Raw genomic sequence first — 14,883 nt, 5'->3', positions numbered from 1 at the left:
TTCGTCTGATGACACATTCATGAATAAGCAAAATACACCAAAATTCAAGGCAGAATTTCTGGCTCCTCGCTATTGGGGTACATTGATCATCATAGGGATCATGTATCTTCTTAGCCTTCTTCCCTTTCGTGTACAGCTATCGCTAGGAAGCGGAATTGGTCGTATTGCTATGCGACTGATGAAAAAGCGTCAAGTCACGATCAAACGTAATTTAGAGCTGTGTTTTCCCGATATGAGTGCTCAAGAGCGTGAAGCAATTTTAAAAGACAATATCGACAACGCGGGTATTGCACTATTTGAAACCGCAATGGCTTGGTTTTGGTCTGATAATCGTGTCAACAAACACGTGACGATCAAGGGGATGGAACACATCGAAGCTCTAGAAAAACAGGGCAAAGGTGCTTTAATGCTTGCCGTTCATTCTATGAACCTAGAGTTAGGCGCAAGAGCGTTTGGTATTAAAAAATCAGGTATGGGCGTTTACCGTCCAAATAACAATCCCTGTTTTGACTATTTTCAATATCAAGGCCGTTCGCGTTCCAACCGAACGTTGATTGATCGCAAAAATGTGAAAGCTATGCTGAATGCGCTGAATACTGGCGAACGTGTTTGGTATGCGCCGGATCATGACTACGGGACGCGTCGTTCAACGTTTGCGCCTTTGTTTGCGGTTAAGCGTGCTTGTACCACAACGGGTACAAGTTTGTTGGTTGACGCAACAGACTGTGCCATTGTGCCATTTACTATGGTGCGAGGTGACAACGGGCACTACACGTTAACCATTAGTGCTCCGGTTGAAGGATTCCCGAAAAACGATCCAGACCAAGCTGCCGCTTTTGTAAACAAGATTGTAGAGAAATCTATTTTAGCGAGTCCAAGCCAATATATGTGGTTGCACAGACGCTTTAAAACCAGACCGAGCGGCGAGTGCTGTTTGTATAAGCCTCAGTTAGCTCCTGCAATGTAGTTCAATAGCCCAGACGTTCGCTCTGGGCTTTCTTTTATCTGTCGATTCATTTCTGCTTGGTTGTTTGCCACAATAATGACACACAAGAGTGAAGGGGATTCGTTGTATCTTCTCGATCCTGATGGGCACAAATTAGAAATCCACAGTGGTGATTTGTACTCGCGATTAGAGAGCATAAAGCATCAGTCTTATGAAGGTTTAGAGTGGTTGTAGGAGCGTTTAAATGAGATTATTTTTCGCCCTCACGTTTGATAAAGGCAGTAAATCACAGCTCAAGCAGATCCAAGATAGGCTTCAACAGCATGAGATAGAAGGGCGCTATACTTGCGTCGATAATTTTCATATTACGTTGGCTTTTATCGGTGAATCGACAGAAGAAGAAACGCAGCGTCTTATTGATATTTTTCATCAACTTCGCAGTCGTTGTGAGCAGATTACCGTCGATCATCTAGGTTCATTTCGCCAAAGTGGCAGACAACTGGCGTGGTTGGGGATTAAAGATAATTTAGCGGTTACAACATTGCAAAACGAACTCATAGAGGCAATAGAACTGCATGGCTTTGTGACGGAGTCGCGTGACTATGTTCCTCACATCACACTTGCTCGCCATGTCGATCAACAAGCGTCACTTGATGCTGTCGAGATATCACCTTTACTACTTCCCATTTATTCTATCGCTCTAATGGAAAGCAAAACAGTTAATGGAAAACTCGTTTATCACGCGCTAGAAGAGGTGGTTTGCTAGTGCTTTCTATACCTCAGTTCAGCCAATAATCCATAATAGCTGAACTGATTTCTAAATGATTACCATTTTTTAGCTTGGCTTTTTCGACAGGTTTTCAGCCAGTTTCCCAGCGACAAGTTGGAACGCTTCTAGCTCTTCCTCAGACACATTTAACGTCATCTTTTGAAAGATCTCAGCATCGACGGCTTTGATATTCGATAACACTTCATTGCCTTTCTCGGTGGTCAACAAACACTGGCTACGTTTATCTTCTGGATTCGGTCTCTTCTCAATAAAGCCTTCTTCAATCAATGTCTTAATTAAGCGTGTGACTTGTGCTTTATCTCGGTTTAAGAAGTTCACCACATCCATTGCAGTACATGGTGACTGTTTGCTAATGATTTTTATCACCCGCACATGCATAGGCGCGATAGGGAGTTCTAGTTGCTCAATTTGCTCGTGCAGTTGACGCTTTAAGACGTGCACAAGATGGAACAGATTATCCAGCGATTTTGGATTCGACATGTAACACTCCAAACAAAAGTGGTTGACATTGTCAACCAAATAACTATAGTTGACATTATCAACTTAATTGAGGGTAACTTCAAGAGCGAGAATTGAATGACAGAATCCTTGACCATGTCGAATGAACTGACACAACCGGCGAAGACGCCACTGATTCATAAAATTGCTGTTGTATTAGGGATGATGACACTAATGGGAGGGACACTGACAGGCGTAATGACTTACATGAACGTAGGCTATTCCGATTCTTTCTTCAGCGATTGGCTGCACTCATTCTTAATGGCGATTGTCGTCCTTGTGCCAACGGGCATGGTGATGATGACGCTAATGACCAAACTGGTTGGCAAGTTATTTAGCCGAGCCAGTGAAAAGCAGAAAAACCTTGTCGTTGGTGTCTTTATGGCGCTGATTATGGAATCCGTTATGGCGTTTATCACCGCTGCTAACAACATAGGGTTTGAGGACGTATCCGTATTTGGATCTGCTTGGTTAAAAGGACTTTTCGCTGCGTTACCTGTAGCAATGGTGTTGATGACCATTACATCCATGACCATCAAACCAAAGATTGAACGCTTTCTAAAAAGCGAGTGAATATTGATTGGAGAAATGAGATGAGAAAAGATAACCACTACCGCATTACTATTGAAGAAGTAAACGTAGAAGAAGGCCGTGAAGCAAAAAGCTTGAGCTTTGAAGTCCAAGATCGCGAAGACATGCTCAATATCGTAGATAAGATCGGTCAAGGCAGCGGATTAGAACCTGCAGATGCGACACGCGTTGGTGTTGCCCTTCGTCTGCTTGGTCCTGTGATGATGAAAGATCGCAAGCATCCGTTATTCGCTGATTTCATGCCGCACTTCAGAAACTTCATGCAAAATATGAAGAGTACGGTGAAACGTAATCTAGCTTAATGATAAGCTTCTGGGCGCTTTGAGTAGACTCTAGCGCAAATAAATAGGCTGGTATTAAACCAGCCTTTTTTCGTGCGATGACTTGGCGAAAGTTATTTACCCAAGTATCGGCTTTTTAGATGTGCTTTGAAGTGCTTCGCATTTAACACTTCACCTGTTGCTTGCGTCACCAAATCATCGGTCGAGAACAGGCTACCTTTGCTCCAGATGTTGTCTGATAACCAAGTAAAGATTGGCGACAGATCGCCAGAGCGAATCGCGCCATCCACGTCCACGGTTTGCTGCATCGCTGCCATAAACTGTGCTGCGTACATCGCACCTAATGTGTATGACGGGAAGTAACCGAAGGCACCATCTGTCCAGTGGATGTCTTGCATACAACCATTCTTGAAGTTACCTTCAGTCGATAAACCCAAGTACTCTTTCATCTTCTCGTTCCACAGTTCTGGAACGTCTGTATGCTTGATCACGCCGTTCATTAGGTCGCGTTCAATCTCGTAACGTAAGATAACGTGAGCAGGGTATGTCAGTTCATCAGCATCGACACGGATGAAACCTTTTTCTACATGCGTGTAGATTTTTGACAAGTTATCTTGTGCAAACTCAGGGCCTTCAAAGTGATTAGAGGCCAGACGTGCTAAGTGTTCTACGAACGCTTGACTGCGACCCACTTGCATCTCGAAGAACAGCGATTGAGATTCATGAATACCCATTGAACGAGCTTCACCAGCCGTGGTGCCTGCTAGCGATTTAGGTAAACCTTGTTCGTAACGCGCGTGACCTGTTTCATGCACAATACCCATCAAAGATTGCACGAACTCTGTTTCATCGTAGCGGGTGGTAATGCGAACATCTGTTGGCACACCGCCGCAGAACGGGTGAACACTCTCATCAAGGCGGCCATGTTCGAAGTCGAATTGAAGCAGCTTCATGACTTCCAGACCCAAGGCTTTTTGTTTCTCTGCTGGGTAGTGACCGTTTGGAAGCAGAATGTTGCTCGCTTTTTGCTTTTCGATGGCTTCATCAATCATTGATGGCAACCACGTTTTTACGTCTGCAAATAGCACGTCTAAAGATGCTGATGTTGTGCCTGGCTCGTACAATTCCAACATCGCATCGTAAGGTGATGTACCAGTCGCTTCTGCGCGAATTTGTGCTTCTTCTTGCGACAGCTTAACCACTTCAGCCCAGTTCTTTTCGAAGCCAGCCCAGTCGTCATTGCCACGTTGGGTACGCCAAGCGTGCTCACATTTTGAGCCAGCTAGCGATTGTGCTTGAACCAAAGATTCAGGTAGCAGGTTCGCTTGCTGCCAATCGCGTTTCATTTCGCGAAGTACCGACTGGTCTTGTGCTGATAATGACTCTTCTTCTGCTTGAGCAAACAGATCACCTAGATGAGGTTGAGTCAAAAGAGAGTGAATATGAACCTCTAGTTCAGCCATCGCATTAGAGCGAGCTTCCGCACCGCCTGATGGCATTACGGCTGCCTGATCCCATCCTACGATTGCAGATAAATGGCCAAAGTTAGAGACTTTTTTTGAATGTTCGACGAGTTTTTGAAATGCGCTCATGTGACTACTCTTTGTTATGTTCTTTCCTTAAACGCCCCAAATGGGGTCCTTGAACGTGATGTTCGTATCTCTCGACACCGATGCAGAGCAAAATGCAGCATCAAGGTAATGTCGATAGAGAAGTGTGTCTAATTTACTATTTATTAACAAATAATGCAGGTCTATTGTGCACAAATTCAGGTACTTGTATAGATAACCGAGAGAAGGTTAACGATGTGAATTGTTGGCAATGATACGCAATGCATTTTAATGGACCTTGATATCGACACTCTGTGACTTTCAACGACTTAGATCACAAAAGTTGCTTGCGCATTAAACAGTTTGACGGTATTGATGTGTGATACTTAATCACTTATTAAAAAATATGGATATTTTGAATTTTGAGGCATTCCTGATTGCCATCACGATTTTGACGCTGACACCCGGATTGGATACTGCTTTGGTGATCCGCAATACCACTCGAGCAGGGCTTAAAGACGGTTGCACGACAAGTTTGGGGATTTGTTTTGGTTTGTTTGTGCATGCGTTTTTCTCTGCGGTCGGTATTTCTGCCGTTTTGGCACAGTCGGCAGAGCTGTTTCAGATGGTTAAAATGGTGGGCGCTGCTTATCTAATATGGCTGGGGTTGAGCAGTTTACGTGCATTGATGAAATCGAATGAGGGAATCTCGGTTTCTGAGCAAGCACACCAAGATTACAGTGGTAAACGTTCTTTTCGTGAAGGTTTTCTTTCTAACGTGTTAAACCCGAAAACCGCCGTATTCTATCTTGCGTTTCTTCCTCAATTTGTAAATCCAGAAGGATCGCCATTACTACAATCTATGATCATGGCTTCTATTCACTTTATGATCGCGATGGTTTGGCAATGTGGTTTGGCAGGTGCGCTCAATTCTGCGAAAAGTTTATTAAAAAATGCCAGCTTTATGAAATGGATGGAAGGAGCAACGGGTGCTGTATTAGTTGCCCTTGGGATTAAGCTACTTGTAGAAAAACCAGCATAATGCGCGTATTGATTCGACTGATTATTAGTTTTGTTGCTTTCCTATTTGCTGTCGGAGCGTTCGTGGCGTGGAAAACTATTCCCCAATTGCACTTTGTTGAGAAAGGAATGGAGTGGGATTGGCATTGGGAGTATTTCTTACCATTTTCCAATGGAATTCAAACCACACGCACACAAGACACAAAGCAGTTATTGCTTAGGCGAGTTTACTTGCAAGACGCGACCGCTGTTTTTGTAGGGACGACGTTAGACAACAAATTTGAAATCGATGTTGTGAATGAAGACGCTTGCGACCCTGAATCCAGCAAATGGGCGTCTGTTTCGGTTAATGGTCAACCGATGTCTCATGTGCCTATGCTGTGTGAAGCGTCGGGTGAAGGTTATATTTATCGATTTGTCGGTCCGAAGTTGAAATCTCTAGAATTTGGGATTGATGACCATTTCATCCGAGAAGACTTCCGCCTATGGCCGATTTCAGAGATAAAAGCCGACCAGTTCAAGCAACAGCATTCTACTTTTTTCAATAAACAGGGCGATAGTCAGGAACATCAATGGCTTCGTGATTAATTCATTTAGAGTTGACGTTTGATACTAAAAGAGACAAGTCATCCGCTTGTCTCTTTTTTTAGTTGTAGGTCAGTTTATGGGTTGAACCAACAAGCGAGCGGCGCAAAAGCCGAGTCGGTCTAAGACGCTTGAATCAAAATCTGTTACAACGCTGATATCACCAATTTGAAGGTGCTGAACGTGTGCGTTTTTATCCCAATTTAAAGGTGTATCTACGGCCAACTCACGACCTACATCTATCATTCCTATCTGCTGTGATTCGGCGTCAAAGAGCCCGGAAACATGAGAATAGTATGGCTGAAGTGTTGCGCCAGCCGCATACTGCATCAGGGGTAAGCCGTGATTGTGAATCGCCCAACTCCAGTCCCACCATTTCGTTTCTCCCGGAATGTAGCGATGATCCCATTGATAGCGGATGTTTTCTTTGAGCTCACTGGCGCGACCAAGCGTGAAAGTATGCGAGATTGTCGGTCTATCTTTTGGATGAGCATGCCAAGCATTACCACTGTAACGTAAGAACCCATCGAAATTGACTCGATAGCTGATGTCAGCTCGAAAACGAAACGGATAAGAGATTCTAGAATGTGAGAGCTCAATACGAATGGGGAGAATTGAGCGTGCAGGCACAGTGAGGTTTGCCTCTCTGGTCGCAGGGAGAGTACTGGTGCCAGAGGTTAAGTCGGAGAATGCCTGATTCCCTTTGACAATAAACCAAGGTGATGTGGTTCCAATGGTAGGCCATTGAAAAGAGGAGCTGATATGAACAGATTGTGCAAAAGCGGAGTTATCGGTTTTAGACCAAGTTGCGGTTTGCTCTACATCAAACTGAATGTGGATTTGTTTGGCTTGATCGAGAGTGTTGATCGCATAGGCTGTAATTGTGTGTGTTGAATCTTCCGTAGATTCAGTGATGTTGCCATGTGAAAAGTAATGAGGGTTGAGCTGGTAAGCAAAGTCGTTGGCGGTGATTTTAGTTTTTTCTGAGCATCGTTCACCGTTGCATGAGCCCGCGTTGTTTCCTTGTATTTCCCAGCCATCATGTACTTGATTGACAACCATGTCTTCGCCAACAAAATTGCCCCCGTTACCACTTAACCATGCGTAGCCAAGCGTATGCGCCAAATAACTCACTGGTCGAATAAAAAGCTCTTGATTGGAGACGAGTTCATACTCAATTTCAGCCTTACTCCCTTCCGCAATAGATATACCAAGGTGCTTTGGCAGTTCTGTATTTGGGTGAATAGGGTAACACCAAGTTTTATGGCTCGATTGTTCTGGTTTGATCTGGCCATGGTAGCCTGAGCCCATGATCGCCCAGCCGCTTTCGAGGCCCACAATGTCCCAGGTTTGCATGCGCGATAGAATGGCTGTTTTATGCTCTTGTGCTTCTTGGTAGGTAAGCTGACGATAGTCGGATCTACATTGATGATTTTCCAATTCGTCGATAACAAGCTGATCTGAATAGATTTTGGCTTGAGCAAAAGTGGATAAGAAGGAAAGCGCAAGCGTAATCGATAGTGGCGTACTGACGTGCAGCATAAATACAGTGTCCTTTATTTTAATGATTGAGTTCTAGTTAGCTTTTAGGCTCGTATTGCCCAAAAGCGGGCGTACTCTTTCATATAAAACAAGTCAAAAAACACTGAAAATAGTTGAAAAATAATTCTGTTATTTATCAATCTCTTGAGGTGATGAAAGTATTATTCTTATGAGGTTTTGAGTGCTTTAAAAGAAAAGCTTAAAGGTGTGAGGTTAAGTTAGTGTTGAACAATCCGTTATGATTACTCAACGTTAGTTTCATTTGCGCTTGGAGGTTCGAATCACTAGTTCAACCACTTAATGACGTTGTCCCACAGTTTTGGGTCAATGCATTTGGCATCCACGAGTTGTTTGTCCATGAAAGGTTGCTGATAGACGTGGGATTCACTCATGATACCGAGCGTTTTAAACTGACGGAAAAAGCGTAATAGCCGCATCACACGATCGAGCCGCTCATCTTGATGGACACAACGATTGATGACAAAGCCAATCTTAATCTGACGAGACTTAAAGATGTGTTTCTCGATAAGTGTATTGATGAACGGCAATGACGCATGCAAATCGATAGGCGATGGTTGCATGGGAATCACGATGTAGTCCACGTAACGCAAATAGCGCACTAAGTCGCTTTCTGAAAAGTTTGCAGGGGAATCTATCACAACGTAATCAGTGTTGGTGCTGACTTTCAACGTCACTGCGATGTTAGACAGGCTGCGCAGAGAAGGGTTATAGCTTTGATTTGGTAGTGCCTCAATGCTATTCGCCCAACTGTTAGTCGATTGTTGTTTGTCAAAATCGACCAGCTCTACCGTATGTCCGTTATGGATGAGTTTGCTTGCCAAGCTGGCAGAAAAGGTTGATTTACCAACACCACCCTTTAAATTTAAGACAATGATTTTTTTAGCTTTTGAATAAGCAATACTGGTTTGGCGTGGTTTTACTTGCGACAGCAAACGGTTATCCCCAATTTGAAAAACTTAGGCATTATGTCTGAATGGTTAGTTAAATTGGTTGGCATTCTATAAATCGATACTCTGCCGATGCTTATTCTCGTGCTCGTTTGATTAAAAAAGCCCGCGATGGGGAGTCGCGGGCAAAGTGTTAGCGATCTTTATTGTTGTTTTTGTGTGTTATTCTGCCGCGTGGATCGTCATCTCGGCGCTGCTGAACCCAAGAGCACTTAGCTCATCAGAATCAAAGTTGCTCGTGACTTCAATATCTCCAACACGTTGGGTGTTATTTTGAGATACATCATTTGCTGAACGCGCTTGAAGGCCAAGCGGTGTTGCTTTACCGATTTCGATTGTTCCTGCGTATTGTGACTCTGCGTAAAAATCACCAGACACGTAAGAATAGAACGGACGTAAACTTGCTCCAGTTGCATACTGCATGCTACTCAGTCCGGCTTCACGAATGGCCCAACTCCAATCCCACCATTTCACTTCACCTGGGATGTAACGATGATCCCATTGGTAGCGGATATCCGCAGATTTGTCGCTGCCGCGTCCCATCGTAAAGGTATGGCTACGATAAGGGCGGTTGTCTGGATGAGAGTGCCATGCATTACCACTCCAGCGTAAAAAGCCGTTAAAGTTTACGTCGTAGCTGATGTCTGCATTGAATCGGTAAGGGTAGGAGATAGTGGAACGATAAAGCTCGACACGCACAGGCAATTCGGAATTCGCGGGTACCATTGGGCGAGCTTGTAATGTGACTTGCTCGCTGGTGGATGCGCCATTGGAATTTGAGAAGCTTTGATTCGCTTCAAAAGTAATACTCAGTTTGGTATTGCCAACCAGTGGCCACTTAAATTCATTTTCTGTTTTAACCTGTTGAGCGAACCCATAGCTATTGGTTTTCGACCAGTTAGTTGATTCATCTAATTTAAGGTCGACAACGATCTGCTGTGGCGTGTTGCTGTAGTTTCGAGCTGTTGCAGAAATCGTTTTCACCAATTCTCGTTCGGATTCAATGACCTCTCCATGCCAAAAGTCTTTGTCATTCAGTGTGTAAGTAAAGTTATTGACCGTGATTCTGGACTTCTCTCCACAGCGGTAGCCACTACAAGACCCATTGTTATTACCTTGGATGACCCAGCTATCACCAACGCGGTCGACTTTCATGTCTTCACCCACGAACTGACTGTTATTGCCACCAACCCATGCATAGCCGAGGTAATGAGCGAGGTAACTTAAGGGACGAACGAAGTTGCTACGGTCGGTCACTAAATCGTATTGGACGTCGATTTCACCGCCTTCAGGTACGGCGTGTGCCGCGTATTTGGGGATTTCAGATTGCGCTTCATCTGGGTAACAGAAGGTTTTGCCATTCGGTAAATCTTGTTTGATTCTTCCGCTGTAACCCGGGCCCATGATCACCCAATCCCCTTTAAGTCCGGTAATTTGCCATTGACCCATACGTGATAGCAAGGCACTTTTTTGCTCTTCTGCCTCATATCGGTCGAGTGGACGATAACCGCTGCGACATACGTCCTCACCCAGCTGGTCTAGTACGATTTGGTCGGGGTAGATCTTTGCATATGCACCACTTGCGAAGGTAGAAAGGATAGCGGCGGACAATAAGCTAATGTTGATGTTTCGCATGAACGTTCCCTTATAACTGTATTTTTATTTGTGTTATGAGCCGCGATTTAGCGGACAGGCTTACTGTTCCATGCTGATAAGATTGATAGTACTGAAAATAGTTGAAATATTATTACCCATACAATCAGCTGGTTATGTTGTTTCATTTGTCATTTCTTAGTCGATGACATCGATTGCGTTTATATTTTCATGAAATGGAAAATGGATTGCACCAACCATTTTGAAATTAGAATAATTACTCATGATTAAGTGAAATAAACGAAAGGATAACTAAATTTGGATTTATACGTTTTTAACGTAATTGAGTTTATGATTTATATCAGATAAGACTAATTAAAGCGTTGGGGTTAAATAATGAAATCAGTAGAAAGTTCAATTAGAGTATTAGTAAATGGTAATTTCAGAAAAACTGTATTAGGAAAAATGAATTTAAAAGGCCAATAGTTGAGTGCTTTGTATCGAAATATTATCAATGAAGTGTACTTATTAAATTATCTATTACCGCTTAGCGAGAAGCTTTGTTCGTCCAGTCTGTTTATCTCTAATAAGAGAGAACACCTCATTTTGTAATAGAACTTCTATATCAAAATAGATAGGATCATCGTTTAATACTAGATAGGGTGAAAGAAATGAATCGTTCAAAGCAGGGCGGATTTCTTGTACGGAGAGTAGATTCATTTTACCAGAGACAGAAAGACTCGAATCGGAATAGGGTCTTGATTTGCCTTTAAAGCTAAGAATGATTGGGTTCGACATCGATTCATCTTGCAGCGATACAATATGAGTGATGATACGATGATTTACCCGCGTTAAGCCATCAATCCGCACGGTATGCTCATGAGGGAGAATATCAACCACGCTATGGTGATAGCGTCTATCTTCCATATCGTGATAGCAAGGTAGACTCCAAGCGCCAAGAAAGACCAAACATGAAAGGGCAATAGCGATAAACGGTTTCATCGGTTTTCCTCTGCAATGAATTGAGCGATTGTCTCTGAAGCTTGCTCAAACTGCGTTTGGGTATAGAACACATTGATCGATTTTCGTGTTTGTTTGTTTAACCAAGACATCTCAGAGAACTGGTCATTTTCTTCAATGTAAACGACACAAACGCACTGATGTTTCGTCAGCAATTTTCCAAGGCGAACCGATAACTGCGTATTAGGATCGGTGTAGACCTCGAGCATCCCGACAGAATGCTCCTTCAGCGCGTTGTTACGCTGTGGATGATTGTACTTACTGTGAAACTTACTCGCCCCAACCAAGCTCGCAGCAAACAAAATGCCAAGAGACAAGATGTAACACGCTAGGCTTTTGTAGTTCGATTCATGTTTGATAGTGGGAGTGAACGTTGGCGTGTCTTCCCGTATAGCTTCAGTTGTTTTAACGGAGGGAGTGACTGCGATTAAGCATTCGTTGAGCAGTACACCTTTGACTAATCGATACCCAATTTTCGGGACAGTAACAATTGGTGATTCTCTCACTCCCACTTTAACAAAGCCTTGTCTGAGAACACTGATACTTTTTGCTAATGACGTTTCACCGATATATTCGTTTCCCCACGCATATTGTACGATATCCTGTTTCTTAACGACTTCGGGGGATTGGTCGAGCAATAACGTGAGAATCTGTGACTCGCGATACCCAATTTTTATCGTAATATCACCATTAGAAAGCGTGTTTTTTATAGGGTTATATAAAATCATACGGTTATTTTTTTATTATAATGTTCAAGAGGTGAGAAGAATCTTCACATCTCATAGTATATGAATAAAGGTTACCAATTGGTGACTAAAATTTATTATCGCAATAACTGTCTATTGATAGAAGAAAACATAATCATAGTAAAACATCAACTCTATGCCATATTAATATTCTATTTAGTGATGTAGCTTCAGTGATGATGGATATAATTACACACAATTAATATGGTTTAGAGTTTGCTAAATAATGAGTCTTGATGGTTTTTAATAAAATATTGTCGTATATATCATTATATATTTAATTATTTGATAACTTGAAAGCGATTATTAGCCAGTTGGAGAGTAAAATAGATGATGGTAAATAAACCGTAAAGAGGATCGTCGGAGAGGTTAAATATAAAACTTGAGGATAAAAAAGCCCGCTGTGAACAGCGGGCTTAAAGTTTCTAACTCGTTTTTAGGCTTTTACAGCATCAAAATCATCTGTTTGAGAAGATGGCTTGAAGAACAGCTTCGTCTCTTCCAACACCACGTGGCGTAGAGCAATCAAACCAATCAGGTTAGGAATTGCCATCAGGCCGTTTACGATATCAGCCAGTAGCCAAATCATATCAAGGTGAAGGAACGCACCAGATGCCACCAAACCAACGAAAATCAGTTTGTATGGAAGCACAGCTTTGGTACCGAATAGGAACACAACGCAACGCTCACCGTAGTAGTTCCAACCAAGAATGGTGGTAAATGCGAAGAACATAAGACCGATAGACACCAGCATTGGGCCTAATGTTTCGGCGTTCAAACCAACGGCAAATGCGTGTGTTGTCATCGCTGCACCTGCAAGGTCACTTTGCCATGCACCCGTAAGGATCAAAGTAAGACCTGTCATGGTACAAATGATGATGGTATCGAAGAAGGTACCCGTCATTGAAATCAGACCTTGTTTAACACAAGAGTCCGTTTTCGCTGCTGCGGCTGCCATTGGCGCACTACCCAAACCTGATTCGTTTGAGAATACACCACGTGCGATACCAGATTGGATTGCCAGCATAATGCTTGCACCCAAGAAACCACCCGTTGCTGCGGTTGAAGTGAATGCAGACACCAACACTAACTCAACTGCGTTTAGCAATTGGTCTGCGTTCATGATGATCACACTCAAACACGCTAGCACATAAAATAGCGCCATTGCAGGAACCACTTTACCTGCTACGCTTGCAATCGACTTGATACCACCTAATGTAACGAAAGCCACCAGTAGTGTCAGGATGAAAGCTGACAGCCCGCGGTCTACACCGAGAGAAATCTCACTTGCATCAAGAATGGCATTCACTTGTGGGAAGGTGCCGATACCAAAACAGGCAACGCCCAATGCAAATACCGCGAACATGATAGCTAGCGCTTTCGAGCCAACACCATATTGCAGGTAGTACATAGGACCACCAATCATTTGGCCTTTGTCGTCAACACGACGGTATTTCACCGCAAGAAGACACTCAGCGTATTTGGTAGCCATTCCGAATAAAGCGGCAAGCCACATCCAGAATAGGGCACCAGGACCGCCGAGTTTGATTGCGGTTGCAACTCCAACGATGTTACCTGTACCGATTGTTGCAGATAGCGCTGTACATAACGCTGCAAAGCTAGAAACGTCACCCTGTTTATCAGATGACTTATCTTTACTGAATACCATCGCTAACGCAGTTGGTAGGTGCTTAAATTGGATCAAGCCTAAGCTAAAAGTGAAGTAAACACCGGTACCCACGAGCAATAGTAGCAGTGGTGGACCCCAGACAAAGTTATCAATGGTTTGAAGTAAAGATTGTAGGTCGTTCATGATTTCCCCTTAATAAAACAACTAATAAGGAGAAGAGGGAAAGGACGAGATCAAGGATCTCTAATAGAGCCAAGCTATTTAAAGTAGGCGGGAACGCCAAATAGTCAGGTTGTTACTTTCCACTCCTCTGTCCTTTTGCCTGAGAGTTTCACCCTACACAAATGTGTAAGACTTGCTCCTTCGGCGACCGATTTAACGGTTCTCTCCAGAGGTTCCTCCAACTACAGTCCCCGCTACCTAAGTAGCACCTGAAATAGTTAATTCTTCGGCGAGTTACGCTAACTAAATGTTAATATTTAGTTAATAACCACTCTCCTGCAGTCTTCATCGGAACATTTACTCAATAAAATGAGTAAAGGTTAGTTAATGATGCTGGTCATCATTAACGTGTGAACTCTATCATGTTTTTTTACCATTTCAACACCCAATTGCAGATTTATTTTCAACACATTATGCGGGTTGGAATAGCATCAAAGTCATAGTCGGACGATTCTTGAACGAAATGTTTTCCTAGCGAGGGCATTTAAGTGGCCAATGGCCGGCCAAGCCCCTATCAGTTTGTTCAATGTGGTATTGGTGAGGTGATGATAAGTTGTTCAAGATAGGAGATTAATTTGATCAAAACGGGAGCAATCACTTTAAAATCTACGCTATGTTGACCGTATGCCTCGTAGAAATAGGTTACAATGAATTTTTGCGAGACTGTCTATGGAATCAGATAGGTTCTCATTATTGGACAAGGAGGCAGTATGACCAGATTATTAGCCATTGCGGTATTGGTCGCGTTAGCATTCGTGTTATTTCGTTACCGTACCAATGAAAAAGTCCAAAAAGCGACCGTTATTACATTGATCGGTGCATTCTTAATTTATACCGCATCAATCATGATAGCGGAACTCACTCGCTAGCGAATCAAGTAGAGTCCTCGGAGTAAGATACA

At 43.1% G+C, this 14,883-nt stretch carries 15 protein-coding genes, 1 pseudogene and 1 riboswitch; of the genes and pseudogenes, 8 read left to right on the top strand and 8 right to left on the bottom strand.

Features of this window, described 5'->3' with window-relative positions; translation table 11 throughout:
• Positions 1 to 19: 19 nt before the first annotated feature.
• The 3 genes and pseudogenes from VJL_RS13500 to thpR all read left to right on the top strand — a co-directional run bounded on the left by VJL_RS13500 (position 20) and on the right by thpR (position 1,712).
• Positions 20 to 967, top strand: coding sequence for an LpxL/LpxP family Kdo(2)-lipid IV(A) lauroyl/palmitoleoyl acyltransferase (locus VJL_RS13500; protein ID WP_038878656.1), 948 nt, complete (start codon positions 20 to 22; stop codon positions 965 to 967).
• Positions 968 to 1,048: 81 nt separating this feature from the next.
• Positions 1,049 to 1,180, top strand: a pseudogene (locus VJL_RS29040) (glutathione transferase); the annotation flags it as partial.
• Positions 1,181 to 1,190: 10 nt separating this feature from the next.
• Positions 1,191 to 1,712 (top strand): RNA 2',3'-cyclic phosphodiesterase, encoded by a 522-nt coding sequence (gene thpR / locus VJL_RS13495; RefSeq protein WP_038878653.1) that lies wholly within the window; start codon positions 1,191 to 1,193, stop codon positions 1,710 to 1,712.
• A 69-nt stretch (positions 1,713 to 1,781) separates the two neighbouring features.
• Here thpR and VJL_RS13490 read toward each other — a convergent pair whose 3' ends face one another.
• Entirely contained in the window at positions 1,782 to 2,216 is a 435-nt protein-coding gene (locus VJL_RS13490) for a MarR family winged helix-turn-helix transcriptional regulator (protein WP_038878650.1), read from the bottom strand.
• A gap of 96 nt (positions 2,217 to 2,312) precedes the next feature.
• Here VJL_RS13490 and VJL_RS13485 point away from each other — a divergent pair, with 96 nt between their 5' ends.
• Both VJL_RS13485 and VJL_RS13480 read left to right on the top strand, forming a co-directional pair.
• Positions 2,313 to 2,807 (top strand): DUF2798 domain-containing protein, encoded by a 495-nt coding sequence (locus VJL_RS13485; protein ID WP_038872358.1) that lies wholly within the window; start codon positions 2,313 to 2,315, stop codon positions 2,805 to 2,807.
• A gap of 20 nt (positions 2,808 to 2,827) precedes the next feature.
• A complete protein-coding gene (locus tag VJL_RS13480; RefSeq protein WP_020197642.1) occupies positions 2,828 to 3,127 on the top strand; it encodes a DUF3861 domain-containing protein in 300 nt (99 codons plus the stop codon).
• A 92-nt stretch (positions 3,128 to 3,219) separates the two neighbouring features.
• Here VJL_RS13480 and VJL_RS13475 read toward each other — a convergent pair whose 3' ends face one another.
• Positions 3,220 to 4,698: a carboxypeptidase M32 gene (locus tag VJL_RS13475; RefSeq protein ID WP_038878647.1), complete on the bottom strand. Its 1,479-nt coding sequence runs from the start codon at positions 4,696 to 4,698 to the stop codon at positions 3,220 to 3,222.
• 364 nt (positions 4,699 to 5,062) lie between these two features.
• On the opposite strand from VJL_RS13475, the gene VJL_RS13470 reads away from it, so the two are divergent.
• Positions 5,063 to 5,698 carry a LysE family translocator gene (locus VJL_RS13470; protein WP_038878644.1) on the top strand — a complete coding sequence of 212 codons (636 nt, stop codon included), beginning with the start codon at positions 5,063 to 5,065 and terminating at the stop codon, positions 5,696 to 5,698.
• Positions 5,698 to 6,264, top strand: a complete 567-nt coding sequence (locus VJL_RS13465) for a hypothetical protein (protein WP_038878640.1) — start codon at positions 5,698 to 5,700, stop codon at positions 6,262 to 6,264. The genes VJL_RS13470 and VJL_RS13465 overlap by 1 nt, the downstream gene beginning before the upstream one ends.
• A gap of 69 nt (positions 6,265 to 6,333) precedes the next feature.
• On the opposite strand, the gene VJL_RS13460 is transcribed toward VJL_RS13465, so the two are convergent.
• The 6 genes from VJL_RS13460 to VJL_RS13435 all read right to left on the bottom strand — a co-directional run bounded on the left by VJL_RS13460 (position 6,334) and on the right by VJL_RS13435 (position 13,943).
• Entirely contained in the window at positions 6,334 to 7,803 is a 1,470-nt protein-coding gene (locus VJL_RS13460) for an aerolysin family beta-barrel pore-forming toxin (protein WP_038878639.1), read from the bottom strand.
• Between the two features lie 284 nt (positions 7,804 to 8,087).
• On the bottom strand, positions 8,088 to 8,756 hold the full coding sequence (locus tag VJL_RS13455; RefSeq protein WP_038878638.1) for a ParA family protein: 669 nt from the start codon (positions 8,754 to 8,756) through the stop codon (positions 8,088 to 8,090).
• 177 nt (positions 8,757 to 8,933) lie between these two features.
• A complete protein-coding gene (locus VJL_RS13450) occupies positions 8,934 to 10,406 on the bottom strand; it encodes an aerolysin family beta-barrel pore-forming toxin (RefSeq protein WP_038878636.1) in 1,473 nt (490 codons plus the stop codon).
• Between the two features lie 498 nt (positions 10,407 to 10,904).
• Positions 10,905 to 11,366, bottom strand: coding sequence for a hypothetical protein (locus VJL_RS13445; protein WP_038872374.1), 462 nt, complete (start codon positions 11,364 to 11,366; stop codon positions 10,905 to 10,907).
• A complete protein-coding gene (locus VJL_RS13440) occupies positions 11,363 to 12,112 on the bottom strand; it encodes a winged helix-turn-helix domain-containing protein (RefSeq protein WP_038872473.1) in 750 nt (249 codons plus the stop codon). The genes VJL_RS13445 and VJL_RS13440 overlap by 4 nt, the downstream gene beginning before the upstream one ends.
• 454 nt (positions 12,113 to 12,566) lie before the next feature.
• Positions 12,567 to 13,943 (bottom strand): alanine/glycine:cation symporter family protein, encoded by a 1,377-nt coding sequence (locus tag VJL_RS13435; RefSeq protein ID WP_038878634.1) that lies wholly within the window; start codon positions 13,941 to 13,943, stop codon positions 12,567 to 12,569.
• Between the two features lie 117 nt (positions 13,944 to 14,060).
• Positions 14,061 to 14,162, bottom strand: a riboswitch (glycine riboswitch).
• Between the two features lie 530 nt (positions 14,163 to 14,692).
• Here VJL_RS13435 and VJL_RS29035 point away from each other — a divergent pair.
• Complete coding sequence (locus tag VJL_RS29035) at positions 14,693 to 14,851, top strand: hypothetical protein (protein WP_010447828.1); 159 nt, start codon at positions 14,693 to 14,695, stop codon at positions 14,849 to 14,851.
• The last annotated feature ends 32 nt before the right edge of the window (positions 14,852 to 14,883 follow it).

The sequence above is a fragment of the Vibrio jasicida CAIM 1864 = LMG 25398 genome (assembly GCF_000400365.1).
In the GTDB taxonomy this organism is placed as follows: domain Bacteria; phylum Pseudomonadota; class Gammaproteobacteria; order Enterobacterales; family Vibrionaceae; genus Vibrio; species Vibrio jasicida.
Note: the sequence above shows the minus strand (reverse complement) of the source record. Positions and strands in the feature narration are given on the sequence as shown.

Coding starts and splice junctions, on each gene's coding strand:
- VJL_RS13500 (WP_038878656.1), top strand. CDS start 20: ATGAATAAGCAAAATACACCAAAATTCAAGGCAGAATTTCTGGCTCCT.
- thpR (WP_038878653.1), top strand. CDS start 1,191: ATGAGATTATTTTTCGCCCTCACGTTTGATAAAGGCAGTAAATCACAG.
- VJL_RS13490 (WP_038878650.1), bottom strand. CDS start 2,216: ATGTCGAATCCAAAATCGCTGGATAATCTGTTCCATCTTGTGCACGTC.
- VJL_RS13485 (WP_038872358.1), top strand. CDS start 2,313: ATGACAGAATCCTTGACCATGTCGAATGAACTGACACAACCGGCGAAG.
- VJL_RS13480 (WP_020197642.1), top strand. CDS start 2,828: ATGAGAAAAGATAACCACTACCGCATTACTATTGAAGAAGTAAACGTA.
- VJL_RS13475 (WP_038878647.1), bottom strand. CDS start 4,698: ATGAGCGCATTTCAAAAACTCGTCGAACATTCAAAAAAAGTCTCTAAC.
- VJL_RS13470 (WP_038878644.1), top strand. CDS start 5,063: ATGGATATTTTGAATTTTGAGGCATTCCTGATTGCCATCACGATTTTG.
- VJL_RS13465 (WP_038878640.1), top strand. CDS start 5,698: ATGCGCGTATTGATTCGACTGATTATTAGTTTTGTTGCTTTCCTATTT.
- VJL_RS13460 (WP_038878639.1), bottom strand. CDS start 7,803: ATGCTGCACGTCAGTACGCCACTATCGATTACGCTTGCGCTTTCCTTC.
- VJL_RS13450 (WP_038878636.1), bottom strand. CDS start 10,406: ATGCGAAACATCAACATTAGCTTATTGTCCGCCGCTATCCTTTCTACC.
- VJL_RS13445 (WP_038872374.1), bottom strand. CDS start 11,366: ATGAAACCGTTTATCGCTATTGCCCTTTCATGTTTGGTCTTTCTTGGC.
- VJL_RS13440 (WP_038872473.1), bottom strand. CDS start 12,112: ATGATTTTATATAACCCTATAAAAAACACGCTTTCTAATGGTGATATT.
- VJL_RS13435 (WP_038878634.1), bottom strand. CDS start 13,943: ATGAACGACCTACAATCTTTACTTCAAACCATTGATAACTTTGTCTGG.
- VJL_RS29035 (WP_010447828.1), top strand. CDS start 14,693: ATGACCAGATTATTAGCCATTGCGGTATTGGTCGCGTTAGCATTCGTG.